Raw genomic sequence first — 14,175 nt, forward strand, 5'->3', positions numbered from 1 at the left:
TAAGTGTCACCGATTTTTTCGACGGTTTTTTATATGTGCTTTCTGACACTTGTTGAATGTTTTCTGGTTTGAGACTGAGTCTGCCGGTTGTTAACTTTGTCTTGCGTGGAGGTGCCGCGGGTTCCCGTGGTGTTTATCAGGATAAAGGGAAGCAACTGTCATGCGGAATGCAGATAATCGAAGTGCTAGTGGCTACGTCGACTTTATAAGCTTGTTTAAACAGGCGGATCTCGAACAAGCGTTATTGCCTCACCGAGACAGCAATTCGTACCAGGCGGTTCTGCGTTATTACTTTGCCTGTATTGGCTCAATCGACAGCCAACGGTTGATCGAGCCGCTGGCCCTGTTGAAGCAAACGCTGGGACAACTAGTCGATCCAGGTCGCGTACGCCGGGACGCTGATAGCGGCCACTCCGGGATTAGCGGTCTGGGGCAGATCCGTAATCAGGTCGAAGCGTATGAAACGCGAATTAAAAATAGTATTGCCTTTAATAAGGCCGTAGCGACTCCCGTTCCCAAGAACCTGCACTTTGTCTGGCTCGGTGGCGGTATGGGGGCGATTCAGCGCGATTACATCAATCTCTGGAAGCAAGTACTCAACGGGCAGGGTTACCAACTCAATCTCTGGTATGACAGTGACGCGTTATTGGCGTGGCAGACCAATAAGTCAATTGTTGAGGCGGCGAAGGCTGATGCGATGTTACATGGCGGTGTCAGCAGCACTTCCGAGTCGGAACTGGGTGCTCTTTACGAAGAGCGGGCGATAGTTCTGAAGCAGCAGATGTTCATGCACATCAATGCTGCGGTGGACAACGGACGCTCGGCTGATGAAGCCAGGGTGGATCTACTGACCCGGGCTTACGGTCAGGATGCGGCGAAGCTGGAACAGCAGATCGAGCAAAACCATCTCAGTCTGTTGGAACTGGCAGGTGGGGATCTACGGTTGCGTGATCTTCATGGCGCAAGCGAGCCGCTGACATTGCAGGCTGTCTACGATCGCGAGACCCGGCTGCGTGGCAATCTGGCAGCGGCATCCGATGTCGTGCGAGTCGAGGTCCTGTTCGATGAGAGCGGAATTTATGCCGATGTCGATAATCTTCCGCCACTGGCCAAGACCTTGGGCGGCGTTGATATCAGCGAATTTGGCGGCGACGCGCGCCTTGGCGTTTTGCAGTTATTGCTGGATCACAATCCGCAATGGATGCCCGGCCGTCAGGCGCTACGCGGTCAATACACAGATTACTTCGAGCAGATTCCCCAAGAGCACAGGGTCGCGCTTGAAACATTTGCCAAAAGTCAGCCAGCGCTGGGGCAGGTATTTCAGGCGCCGGCAGAACGTCTCGTCCGCCCTCAGGCCCTGCGCGCTGTTGCAGAGCAAAACTCACTGAGTAACGCCTACCTGATGGCGCACGCCGGGTCGGCGATGCTGAAAGCGGTGATCGAGCGGTATCGTTTCAACTATCAGGTGATCAATGACACCGCTCGACTGGCAGCAAAGCGCGGTGTTGCATTGCATGATTTCGATGCCATGTCGGTGCTTTCACGCGAAGTGCTTGAGAAACAAACCGGCCCATTCGCTGAGCTGTCCATGGAAGAAGATGTGGCTGCCAGCTATCTGGCTGGAGCGGTTGCGGGCTATTTCGGTGACGGCATTCGTCCGCAAAGCGAGTGGACAATCTATCTGACCGGTCCCGGTGCGATGCGTGATGGCCTGGCGGATTATGAGCGTCAGCACTTCATTCCCAGAGACGTTGAAGCATTGCGCATGGACGCAGCCATTACGCCACTCTGGACGGTCAATCGCAAGACCGAGGAAGAGCAGGACCATTCCTGGAAAGACAACGAAACCGATCAGCAGCAGTGGGTCAGCAACGAACAACAGCGCTGGCAAAAGGGAGATTTCGCCACTCGCTACAGCGGTGACATCGCAGCATTGCTTAAGCAATCAACAGTACTGTTCGAAGAAGGCTGGCCGGTGATCGAGGGTCGGCCAGTGCTGTTGACCGAGATTCTGCAAGCGATGATTGACAGGCTCGGTGAGCCGTTCGTGGCAGCGATGAGACAAGGTCATAACGGGCCTCTGGATTTCGCAGATGCACCGCCGCTCGGTTTCGATGAGCGTCAGGCCATCAAGGCTCAGCCTTCCAGGCTGCAAGCCCCGGCGTCACTCGGTGATACGTCGATCGAGGATTTGCCGCTGGACGAACTGCTGAGCCGACTTGCCGATGGTTCTCTGCATGTTTTCCAGATCAGCGCTTTGCACAGGGTCTTGCTGGGCCAGTTACTGGGGGCGCATTCCCTTGATAACCAGAGCTTCACGCAACTTGCGCCCGAGCTCGATAATCTGGCCAACAGTGTTAACGAACTGGGCGCGTCTGGCCGGTATGCGGTCATTGAGCGACATCTTTATCAGCGTCGGGCGCCGGCGTTCATGGCGGGCCTTGCCAGCCATATCGATGAACTTGTTTCATCGTCAGAAAGCGCATTGACGCTGAAGAAGGCTGCACTTGGCCAGGCGCATACATTGTTTGAATGGGGGCGCCATGTTGCACTCATCCAACAGGTCGCCACGCTTGAACACCGTCAGCAGGTCATCGAGCGGGTCGGTCAGGTGTTGGATCAATTCGAGGCCAGTAGCGTAAAACTGGTGCCTCAGGATCTATTGCTGCACGGCCTCGGTGATACCGCAGGGGGCCGTTGTTACCCGCTGGCGCTGGTCATGAGTGCGGCGCTTGAAAGGGGCGCCTTGGCTTCGAATCGATTACGTGAGCGTTTCAACCTGGCGACTATTGATCCGCAGCAGCAAGACTCAGCTGTGTTTCTGGATGCGCTGGAGGAATTGCGTGGTGTGCAGTTGCAAGAGGTCGGGACGCCGCTGGGGCGGATGAGCGTTGAGCAGGTCACCGCCACTTTGCAAGGCTACGACAGCACTCGCACGATGATGCTCAATTCGGATAATCACGCCATGTTGGTGGCGAAAACCGTCATTGGCGGGCGCACGACTTTTCATTTCTACGATCCTAATTTCGGTGTGTTCGAATTCGAGAAGCCGGCCATGTTCCAGCGGTCGCTGGCGCATTTTTTTCAGAAGCAGGGCATGGCCAGGCACTACGCCGCTTATGGCAGTGACACCCATCCGACGTTCGATCTGATAGAGCTGCACGGTGAGCGCGTAGCCGGCTGGAGTTTGTCCAACGGACTCAAAGTAGAGCAACTGCTGGAGTCCGACACCTTGATGTCGGGAATACCGGAGCGCGCCCTGCGCGTGCGGCTTAACAGCGCGCGAGGTCAATCGCTGGTCAGTAATACTCATCTGGGTCGCAGTTTGCTGGAGCTGGACAGCCTTTGGTGGGGGCAGCAAATCGCGCATGTCACGGACGGATTGCAGGGGGTGCATACATCGGTTTCGCCGTTGGTGCCGTTGTTTGAAACGCTCGAGATAACCCCCAAGGGCGAATACCGGATCTCCATGATTGATCCGTTGCAGCCGGAGCACATTGTGCAGGTGATCAGTGGTGATCATCGTCTGCTGCGAATCAAAAACTATCTGTCGGAGCAGTTTGCAAAGCTTGCCGGCAAATCGACAGTGGGGCCGTTCGAGGTCGGCAGCGTGCACACCCTCAATACCGGATTCACGATTCAGGCATTGATGAATGCGCTGCGTGGACGTGAAGGCGAGGACCGCACCTTGACCATTGCGGTACGCCTGCATGCGTACGTCAACTATGCACAACTGGTGCATGGCAATGCCCTGGATGTGGCGGGTCTGGTCAGTCTGGTTCGCATCGGTCTGGGTGAAGAAAAGATCATTGCGCGCACCTGCGCTCCCGTGGTGCGGGAGGCTTTGGGACATATCGCCAACGAAGGTGTAGGAGCGATATTGGGGCTGGCGAATGTCGGCTTCGACATCTATCAATTGGCGACGGCGCAGGATGAAGTCGAACAGGCGCAGTTCGGCACCCAATTGGCCTTCGATTCCGCCAGTCTTGCGTTAACTGCCGGGGGGCTGGGCGCGGCAGTGGCCGGCGCTACGACTGCGGCAGCGGTACTGGGAGGTGCCGGTGTGATCCTTGGCGGCCTGGCTATAGGTGTCGCGGCACTGGCCCAGGGATTTGCCAGAATCGCCGAAGAGGCTCAGGCAGTCGGGTTGTTTTTCGATGATCTGGAGCGTAGTTATCGCGGCGTTGGTTATCGCTACGATAAATCACTTCGGGGTTGGGTCCCACATTCATCGTTGATCGTCCAGAGCCTGGATTTCAAACAGGGCCGAATGACACTCGACAGTCCGAAGCTGTATCGATTGCATGACCATTTCGGGGTGCCCGATTTCAACCCGGATTATCAGCAGGCAATTAATATCCAGAGGGAGCTGAGCCTGCCCGGCGGCATGAAATTCGAGCCTCCTGCCGGGCAACAGGTTGTGCTGCCGTGTACGCCGCAAACGTGTTACGGCTATGAATACAAGGCATTGCCATTTGCTACGTTACGTCATGACAGCGGTTTCGATACGGCGCGACGGTTGGAAAAAAAAGACCGGCAGGGGCAGTGGCAGTTCCTCTTTTCGTTCTACTCCTTTCCTGTCCACTACATCCTGCATCGTCTGGTGCCGGTCTATCGGGCAACCGTTATCGAGGTGCAACTGGACGCGGTGGAGCGGTTGCTTGCGGTACCGGTAGTGCCGCAGGACTGGCATGACAAGGTGTCTTACAGGATTGAAGGCGCAGGCGCCTCCTGCACCCTGATGATGAATCGCGGGGTTAGTGTCGAGCTGTTGTCGCCAAGCCTTCAGCAATGCCGATGGAATCTGGTGGCGACCTGGGCGAGTGAGCGTGATGTCGTTGTAGACGTTGGCGGACAGATCGTCATTGGAAACGTCAAAGTGCAGGTTTCCGGAAGGGGCCACCATGATGTGTTGATCACGCTGGCTGACCAGCGACTGTTCAGGGTCGATTATGCCAGGCGTCAATTGAATGTTCTGGAGCAGACGGCGTCAGCGGAAGAGAACGAGCAGTCGCTGCTTGAACATTACAAGTCGCTGGCTCAGGAGCATCGGCTGGTGTTGCCATACACTCCCGTTCATCGTTTCCTGATCCCGTTCGAAGCACAGCAACAACCACGCTATACCACTGCCTGGTACGAGGCTGCTGAAGATCGATTTCTGTATATCCGCAACGAAGAAGTGCAGCAGGCCGATGAGACGTTGCTGGCGCTGGTCGTTGGAGATTCGGCGTATTTCTACGAACCGCAGAATTTTATTATCTGGCAGGTCGACGCTGCCAGTGGCTTGCTCAAGTGTCGTTATCGATTATTGCTGATGCGAGGCCAATGCAGCGTCCGTCGAATCGAAGTGGACGCGCAGGGTGTGATTCATATCGAGCAGCAATGGACGGGTGAAGATCTCGCCGTTACGCAGTTCAATTATTTCATCCATGACGGACAACTGATGCTGGGGTCAGTCACGCATGGCATGGCTCGAGAGCTGGGCGAAAGGCTGTTTTCGAAGCCAGCGCTGGCTGACTGGTCGGCAGTGTTGGGCAACTATCTGACCTTATCCCCCGTGCCTGAGCAGGCAGGGGTGTCGACGGTTGACTGGCTGCCGGCACCGTATGTATCAGTCTGTTGGATGTTTGCGTCGGACAAGCGCGATTTGGCCTGGGTGCGCAGCCGTGATGGCTTGTGTATTCATCCATTTGCCTCCCCCGGGCGTACCCGCGGCTGGGCTGACTCGATCAAGAATCTGGGGGATTTGGTACTCCTGCCAGTGGATGATGAAAACGACCTGTTTTTCATCTACGACCGCTTTGCACAACGTCTTTGCAGGTTGCAACGGGCCATGGTCAGCGCTGAGCGCTGGCCTGCGCAATGGGGCCATCAGTGGGTTCAACCGGTTGGCCTCAAGGACGTTGTCACGGTCGAGGGCGGATATCTGGCGCTGACCGAAGATGGAATGTTTTTCAACCTGACGGCACAAGGAGAAGTGCGCCTTGGGGGGCTGAGTGAGCGCTGGCTCAAGGATCGACCGCAGTGGTGGCTGACACTGGAGTCGATTGCCACGCAGTACTCGGCTGACAGTTTTGCGGTTCTCGGTTTGCGTAACGCACAAGGTGACGGCAGCCTGGCTGCTTGGTTCGTCGACAATCGTCTGCTGCTTTGCGACCCGGGACACGACAAGGTCCTGCGTTTGCTCGGTGTTACGCCGAATAGGCAGGCTGCATGGTTGTTCGACCTGTCCAACGGCGAAATCTGCAATCAGGTGTTTTTCGATAGTCAGCAACTGGCCGGTGCGTTCGGTGCGGGAGTGCACTTGTTGTCACAAGATGTTCTGCCTGCGGTAGAGGTTGAGTGGGACGACCGGATATTTGCCAGTGTGACTGGTCTGGGGGCAGAGCTTCGAGGAACAACGGTCGATGGTGTAGTGCTGGATCTTCGCTATCAGGAAACGGAAAGAGTCGTCGGGGTCAATCTTCAGTGGGTGACTGCTCACTCGGATGATTTGACTGAGCATTTGCGAGCACTATCGGACACCGGCGAGCATGACGCCTTTATCTCTGTGGCATCTGGCACCAACCACCTGCAATGGTATGACGTGGCAAACGCCCGGATGATACGGGTAGCCGGCGGCGGCTTGCCGAGCGACTGTGAACTGCTGGGCACTCGGCAGACCGATGTGTTGTTGTACGAGCCGCAGGGAAAGCTTGTGTATGTCTATCCCCGCTTGCAGGCCATCGGTCCTTTTGAATACGTTCGGCGCAACGCTGACGTATTAGTCGTCGAGGGGCAGAAGCGGGTCGACGACCTCTTGCCATTGATCGCCGATGACGTGACTCGTCTGGTCTTGCGCCTGGGGGACGGAGGCGTGACGTATCACTTGTCAAAGGCGACGTGGCTGCGGCTGGACTCGGTGATTGTTGACTGCCGGCATGGTCTGGGTGAGGTGCCGGTGGTTCCAGGAAAGTTGATCTGGGCGCTGGATGCGCCGGAAAAACTACAACTGTCGATTGTTGAAGGGCATCTGATCATCGTCGATCCGGATCTCCAGCACAGTCTGATCTTGCGCGATGTTTGCTCCTCCGATCCGGCGCTGCGGGGGAACGTCTTCCTCGGTTTCGAGGGCGGCAGGTCCTACTCGGTGTCGAGTCTGGTTCGTGCGCTGAGTGTTTTCCAGGATGCGACTGCTGGCGCATCACTTGAACAATTACTGACAGCTGTACCGGCGTGAAGCATGTCTAAAACGAGCTGCGGATAATCCGCAGCTCGTTTTCTATTTTGTTCAGGAGACAAGATAGCCTTTGACCCCGGTAAAGATGATCTGCGCCGCCAAGGCGCAAACAAACAGCCCCATCAATCGGCTGACGATCTGCAAGCCCTGATCGCCAAGAATCCGTTCGATGTGATTGGACAGGTACAGCACCACCCCGACCGTCAAACTGGCCAGGGCAATGCTCATGATCGCGGTGAGTTTGTCATCCCAATGCGGCTGACTTACGCCCATCACCAGCAGCGCACCGATGGTGCCGGGGCCGACGGTCAGCGGGATGGTCAGTGGCACGATGGTCACGTCTTGCTGCACGTTATCGCTTTGCACCGCCGGTTTGCCTTGGGCCATGCCCAGCGCGGAGATGAACAACACGCTGCCGGCACCGATTCGGAAAGCATCTGCGGTAATCCCGAACACATCGAAAATCACCCGTCCAAACAGATACAGCAAGACACTGGACACCAATGTGGCAATCGCCACTTTCCAGGCAAGGCGCCGTTGTTCCTTGCGCGAATAGCCTCGGGTCAGGCTGATGAAGCAGGACAACACGAAGAACGGGCTGTAGAGCACCAGCATCTTCAGGTAAACGCTGAATAACACATGGAGCATGGGGGCGGCTCGTATCAGGAAAATGATGGCATGGAGTCTAACAGTCGATTTGAAAGTTCGGGACAGACATCAAGGCAACGTGTCGATCTTGCCATTGGTGGAAGAGGTTCGGATTGCGTAGAACACGCAGGCTTAAAAGGTCGAGGCCGTGCGGTTCTGCTGGTCACGCTGGGCTACCCAGTGTTCGATCAGTTCACGCAGTTGCGACAATTCCACCGGTTTGGCCATGTGCCCGTCCATTCCGGCCTGACGTGCGCGTTCCTTGTGCTCGGCGAGAATGTGCGCAGTGAGCGCCACGATCGGTGTACGGATACGCTGATTGCTGACTTCCCAGGCTCGTAGTTGCTGGGTGGCGGAGAAGCCATCGAGGATCGGCATTTCGCAGTCCATCAGCACCAGATCGTAACGCTGGGCTTTCATCGCTTGCAGGGCTTCTTCGCCGTTGCTCGCGGTATCCGGTTGCAGGTTCAGTTTGCCGAGCATGCCGCGAATCACTTTGGTTGAAATCGTGTTGTCTTCGGCAACCAGGATGCGGAAGTCGCTCGGTACTTTCGCCGCTGTGGCCGGGGTCACCACTTGGGGCTGGAACACTACCTGGCCTTTGTTGCGCTGGTTCAGTTCGTCGGCCAGAGTGGTTTTGAGCGTATAGCCGGCCACCGGTTTCGCCAGAATCCGTTTGATCCCCGAGTTGCGCGCAATGATCTTGCTCGGCGCATTGCTGATGCCGGTGAGCATGATCAGCAGGATGTCGTGGTTCAGGCTCGGGTCTTCCTTGATCTTCGCCGCCAGTTGCATGCCGGTCATGCCGGGCATGTTCTGATCGAGCAACACCACATCGAAGTAGTCACGCAGATGCGCCTTGGTCCGCAGCAGCGCCAATGCTTCCTTGCCCGATGGCACGGCGCTGACATTGAGGCCCCAGGCGCTGCATTGCTGCACCAGCACTTTGCGGCAAGTGTCGTTGTCGTCCACCACCAATACGCGCGCGCCTTGCAGCGGGCTGTCGAGATCTGAAGTCGGGTGTTCGAGACGGTCGGGGTCCAGCGGCAGGGTCAGCCACAAAGTGCTGCCCTGATTGGCGCCGCTCTTGATGCCGAATTCGCCGTGCATCAGGCGGATCAGTTGACGAGCAATCACCAGACCGAGATTGCCGCCCAGGCGGTTGGCCGAGAGGAAGTGTTTGCTGTGCAGTTCGGCGTGCATCAGTGCATCGCGTTCTTCCGGCTCCATTGGCTGGCCGCTGTCCTGCACCGCGATCCGCAGGCGCGGTTTGGCGCTGCGCTCATCGAGGGCGACGACAATCAGCACTTCACCTTCGTCGGTTTTCTTCAGCGCGTTTTCCAGCAGGCTCAGCAGTGTCTGGCGCAGGCGAGTCGGATCACCGCTGATCACTCGCGGCACCTGTGGCTGGATGAAACTGATCAGTTCGACGTTCTGCTGTTCGGCTTTGGCGCGGTAGATGCTCAGGCAGTCGTCGATCAATGCGTTGAGGTCGAACTGCACGTCATCGAGTTCGATCTGCCCGGATTCCAGTTTGGAAATGTCGAGAATTTCGTTGATCAGGCTCAGCAGTTCGTTGCCGGCGCTGTGAATCGTCTGCACGTAGTCGCGTTGTTTGACCGACAGGGGCGTGCCCAGCAGCAATTCGGTCATGCCCAGGACGCCATTCATCGGCGTGCGGATTTCATGGCTGATCTTGGCAAGGAATTCGGCTTTGGCGTTGATCTCGGCGTTGCTCGCGGCGAGGTCGCGGCTGATGCTGAAGCGGCTTTCAGTGATGCTGCGCTGACGCTCGCCCAAGGCAATGCTCATCAGCACACCACTGACGCAGATGAACGCCATCAGGGTCATGATCAGGCCTTGCGGCGCGACCAGGGTCAATCCCAGCAGGGCCGGCAAAATGATCAGTGTGCCGATGTTGAACACCACCATCGCCGCAACGAAGGCGCGCGCCGGACGATAACCTTTCTGCCAGTGGTAGAACGCAACCAGCAACATGCTCAGGCCGGCGAGGGCTACCAGACCATAAGTGATCAGGTTCAACGGCAGGGTGTTGACGAACAGCAGCAACAGGCTGCAAACCACGATGAACAGAATGTCGCCCAGCAGCAGCTTGTTCAGTGGGTGCGGGCCGAGCGGGGCGAAGAAGCGGTAAGCGAACATCAGACCGGCCGGTGCGGTCAGCAGCAGCGCCAGATAGGCGCCGGGGGTCTGAATCGCATGCCAGTTCGGTATCCATGGACCTGCCAGATTGAGCAACAGCAACAGACTCAGTGCCAGCAACCCTTCACAGACCGCCAGCCACAGACTGCTGCGCGAACGGGTGTAGGCGTAACGCACCAGACTGTGCAGGATCAGCATGCCGAGGCAACCGAACAGCAGGCCGTAGATCAGCGTCTGGTTTTGGTTGGCCGCGCTCATCACCGCCGATTGCAGGGCAACGTGCGGGCGTAGCTGATGCTCGGAAACCATTCGCAGATAGACATCGAGGGGTTTATCGCTCTGGGGCAGCGCCAGCATGAAGTCGCTGCTGGGCAATGGTCGCTCAGCCTGAGGCTGGCTGGTGCCGGTGTTGCGTTGCTCGATCAGCTTGTCGCCGTCCAGCACGTAGAGATTGAGTTGTGACAGATCGGGGGCGAAGACCCGCAGCACTTGTTCGTGCTTGCCGGGCGCGAGTTTGAAACGCAGCCACAATGCACCGTCGGGCTCGGCCGCGGTCAGGCGGTCAAGTTCGATGGGGCTGAATTGATTGGTGTAGCGGGTGGAGCGGATATCGCTCAGTTGCAGGGAGCCTTGATCGTCGAGCAATACTGACCAGCCACTGCCTTGCGCGGCCTGGGCCGGGAGCATGCAGAGCAAGGTCAACAGCGTGACGGTGAAGCTTATGGCAATCCTGAGCCAGCGCACGGCGAAATCCCTTCGTAGATTGATGCCAGAATATAACGATGCGCAGCGTCGGAACAGCCCGGCGGGCACTAACAGTACCCGCCGGGCCACACAGGTCGCTTATTCCTGCGTTTCACCGCGTTCACGGGCAATGGCGCGGTAGCCAATGTCCTTGCGATAGAAGCAGCCTTCCCAGTCAATTGCCGCTGCAAGCTTATAGGCTTGCTGCTGAGCTTCGCCGACGCTGGCGCCCATGGCCGTGGCGCACAGCACCCGGCCACCGGCGGTCACGACCTGACCATCTTTCAGTGCGGTGCCGGCGTGGAAGACTTTGCCTTCCAGAGTTGCCGCAGCATCCAGACCGTTGATCGCAGCGCCCTTGGCGTAGTCGCCCGGGTAACCGCCGGCAGCCAGCACGATGCCGACGCTCGGACGCGGGTCCCATTGCGCTTCAACCTTGTCCAGCGCCTGCGCCAGTGCGGCTTCGACCAGCAACACCAGGCTCGACTGCAGACGCAGCATCACCGGTTGGGTCTCAGGATCACCGAAACGGCAGTTGAACTCGATGACTTTCGGATTGCCGGCCTTGTCGATCATCAGCCCGGCGTACAGGAAGCCAGTGTAGACGTTGCCTTCGTCGGCCATGCCGCGCACGGTCGGCCAGATCACCAGATCCATCACGCGTTTGTGCACGTCGGCGGTGACCACCGGAGCAGGGGAGTAAGCACCCATGCCGCCAGTGTTCGGGCCGCTGTCGCCGTCGCCAACACGTTTGTGATCCTGGCTGGTGGCCATCGGCAGCACGTTCTTGCCGTCGACCATGACGATGAAGGACGCTTCTTCGCCGTCGAGGAATTCTTCGATTACCACGCGGGAACCGGCGTCACCGAAAGCATTGCCAGCGAGCATGTCGCGCACGGCGTCTTCGGCTTCGGCCAGGGTCATGGCTACGATCACACCTTTACCAGCCGCGAGGCCATCGGCCTTGATCACGATCGGTGCGCCTTTTTCACGCAGATAAGCAAGGGCGGGCTCGATCTCGGTGAAGTTCTGGTAGTCGGCCGTCGGGATCTTGTGGCGAGCCAGGAAATCCTTGGTGAACGCTTTCGAGCCTTCCAGCTGCGCAGCGCCAGCGGTCGGACCAAAGCAGTCGAGGCCACGGGTACGGAACAGGTCGACGACGCCAGCCACCAGCGGCACTTCCGGGCCGACGATGGTCAGGGAAACGTTTTTCTCGGCAAAGTCTGCAAGCTGCTCAAGGGCCAGCACGTCGATGGCGACGTTCTCGCACTTGGCTTCAATCGCAGTACCGGCGTTGCCCGGAGCCACAAAAACCTTCTGCACGCGTGGGTCCTGGGCTACTTTCCAGGCCAGGGCGTGTTCACGGCCACCGCTGCCAATGATCAAAACATTCATTTCAAAAACCTCGGATGACGCTAATTCTGGAGGCAGCACTGAGCTGCTTTTCTGTGGGGGCTGGCCTGCCGGCGATGCAGGCGACTCGGTTCATCAATCAGACCGAGGGGATGCAATCGCTGGCAGGCCAGCTCCCACAGGATCGTGTACTTAGTGGCGGAAGTGGCGCATACCGGTGAAGACCATGGCGATGCCGGCTTCGTCAGCTGCAGCGATGACTTCAGCGTCACGCATCGAGCCACCCGGCTGGATCACCGCAGTGATACCGACCTTGGCCGCGTTGTCCAGACCGTCGCGGAACGGGAAGAACGCGTCCGATGCCATGACCGAGCCCGCTACTTGCAGGCCAGCGTGCTCAGCCTTGATCGCAGCGATGCGCGCGGAGTTCACACGGCTCATCTGGCCAGCGCCGACACCGATGGTCTGGCGGTTCTTGGCGTAGACGATGGCGTTGGACTTGACGTACTTGGCGACTTTCCAGGCGAAGATCAGGTCGTTGATTTCCTGTTCGGTCGGAGCGCGTTTGGTCACGACTTTCAGGTCTTCGCTGCCGATCATGCCGATGTCGCGGCTCTGCACCAGCAGACCACCGTTGACACGCTTGTAATCCCAGGCAGCGGCGCGATCAGCCGACCACTCACTGCACGACAGCAGACGCACGTTGGCTTTTGCGGCGACGATGGCGCGAGCTTCTTCGCTGACGCTTGGGGCAATGATCACTTCAACGAACTGACGCTCGACGATCGCCTTGGCGGTCTCGGCATCCAGTTCACGGTTGAAAGCGATGATGCCGCCGAACGCCGACTCGGTGTCGGTGGCGTAGGCCAGTTCGTAGGCCTGGCGGATACCGCCTTCGGCGTCCGGGCTCACGGCCACGCCGCACGGGTTGGCGTGCTTGACGATCACGCAGGCTGGCTTGACGAAGCTCTTCACACATTCCAGCGCGGCGTCGGTGTCGGCCACGTTGTTGTACGACAGCTCTTTGCCTTGCAGTTGGGTCGCGGTGGCGATGCCAACTTCGGCAGGCTTGGCTTCAACGTAGAACGCCGCGCTCTGGTGCGGGTTCTCGCCGTAGCGCATTTCCTGAGCCTTGATGAACTGGCTGTTGAAGGTGCGCGGGAATTCGCTGCGATCTTCGGTGCTGAGGGTGTCAGCAGCCTGGTTCACGGTGCCCATGTAGTTGGCGATCATGCCGTCGTAGGCTGCGGTGTGTTCGAAGGCCTTGAGCATCAGGTCGAAACGCTGAGCGTAGGTCAGGCCGCCGGCCTTGAGACCTTCGAGGACGCTGGCGTAGTCGCCGGCATTCACTACAATGGCCACGTCTTTATGGTTTTTCGCTGCCGAACGAACCATGGTCGGGCCGCCGATATCGATGTTTTCGATGGCGGTCGGCAGGTCGCAACCTGGCTTGTTGATGGTGGCTTCGAACGGGTACAGGTTGACCGCGACCAGATCGATCGGCTTGATGCCGTGCTCGTTCATGATCGCGTCGTCGATACCGCGACGACCGAGGATGCCGCCGTGGATTTTCGGGTGCAGGGTCTTCACCCGACCGTCCATCATTTCTGCGAAACCGGTGTAATCCGCGACTTCCACTGCGGCGACGCCGTTGTCTTGCAGCAGCTTGAACGTTCCGCCGGTGGAGAGGATCTCGACGCCAAGAGCTTCCAGCTCCTTGGCGAATTCGAGGATCCCGGTCTTGTCGGAAACGCTGATCAAGGCGCGGCGGATCGGCAGGCGGGTAGTCTGGTCGGTCATCTCAATTTCCATCAAAAGCAAAGGAAGTCAGCAAAAAAGGCGACCGTTTTTTACGCGGGCGCCTTTCTGGTTTGATTGAATGCTTACAGCAGATCGTACTGCTTGAGTTTCTTGCGCAGCGTGCCTCGGTTGAGTCCGAGCAGCTCGCTGGCCTTGGTCTGGTTGCCCTTGACGTAGTTCATCACGCTTTCGAGCAGGGGAGCCTCGACTTCGGAGAGCACCAGGTTGTACACGTCCGTGACGGACGC

General features: G+C 58.1%; 6 protein-coding genes. 1 reads left to right on the forward strand and 5 read right to left on the reverse strand.

Going from position 1 to position 14,175, the window contains the following annotated elements; all coding sequences use genetic code 11:
- The first annotated feature begins 160 nt into the window (after positions 1-160).
- Positions 161-7,219 (forward strand): TcdA/TcdB pore-forming domain-containing protein, encoded by a 7,059-nt coding sequence (locus ACIOZM_RS14510; protein ID WP_401214876.1) that lies wholly within the window; start codon positions 161-163, stop codon positions 7,217-7,219.
- Between the two features lie 51 nt (positions 7,220-7,270).
- On the opposite strand, the gene ACIOZM_RS14515 is transcribed toward ACIOZM_RS14510, so the two are convergent.
- The 5 genes from ACIOZM_RS14515 to fis form a co-directional block, all read right to left on the reverse strand.
- A complete protein-coding gene (locus ACIOZM_RS14515) occupies positions 7,271-7,867 on the reverse strand; it encodes a MarC family protein (RefSeq protein ID WP_401214878.1) in 597 nt (198 codons plus the stop codon).
- A gap of 132 nt (positions 7,868-7,999) precedes the next feature.
- On the reverse strand, positions 8,000-10,774 hold the full coding sequence (locus ACIOZM_RS14520; RefSeq protein ID WP_401214881.1) for a response regulator: 2,775 nt from the start codon (positions 10,772-10,774) through the stop codon (positions 8,000-8,002).
- 99 nt (positions 10,775-10,873) lie between these two features.
- Entirely contained in the window at positions 10,874-12,169 is a 1,296-nt protein-coding gene (gene purD / locus ACIOZM_RS14525) for a phosphoribosylamine--glycine ligase (protein ID WP_401214884.1), read from the reverse strand.
- Positions 12,170-12,319: 150 nt separating this feature from the next.
- Complete coding sequence (gene purH / locus ACIOZM_RS14530; RefSeq protein WP_401214886.1) at positions 12,320-13,927, reverse strand: bifunctional phosphoribosylaminoimidazolecarboxamide formyltransferase/IMP cyclohydrolase; 1,608 nt, start codon at positions 13,925-13,927, stop codon at positions 12,320-12,322.
- An 83-nt stretch (positions 13,928-14,010) separates the two neighbouring features.
- Positions 14,011-14,175: DNA-binding transcriptional regulator Fis (gene fis / locus ACIOZM_RS14535; RefSeq protein WP_401214894.1), on the reverse strand; the 165-nt coding region annotated here is incomplete at its 5' end.

This window comes from Pseudomonas sp. NPDC087346, from assembly GCF_044744235.1.
GTDB lineage: Bacteria > Pseudomonadota > Gammaproteobacteria > Pseudomonadales > Pseudomonadaceae > Aquipseudomonas.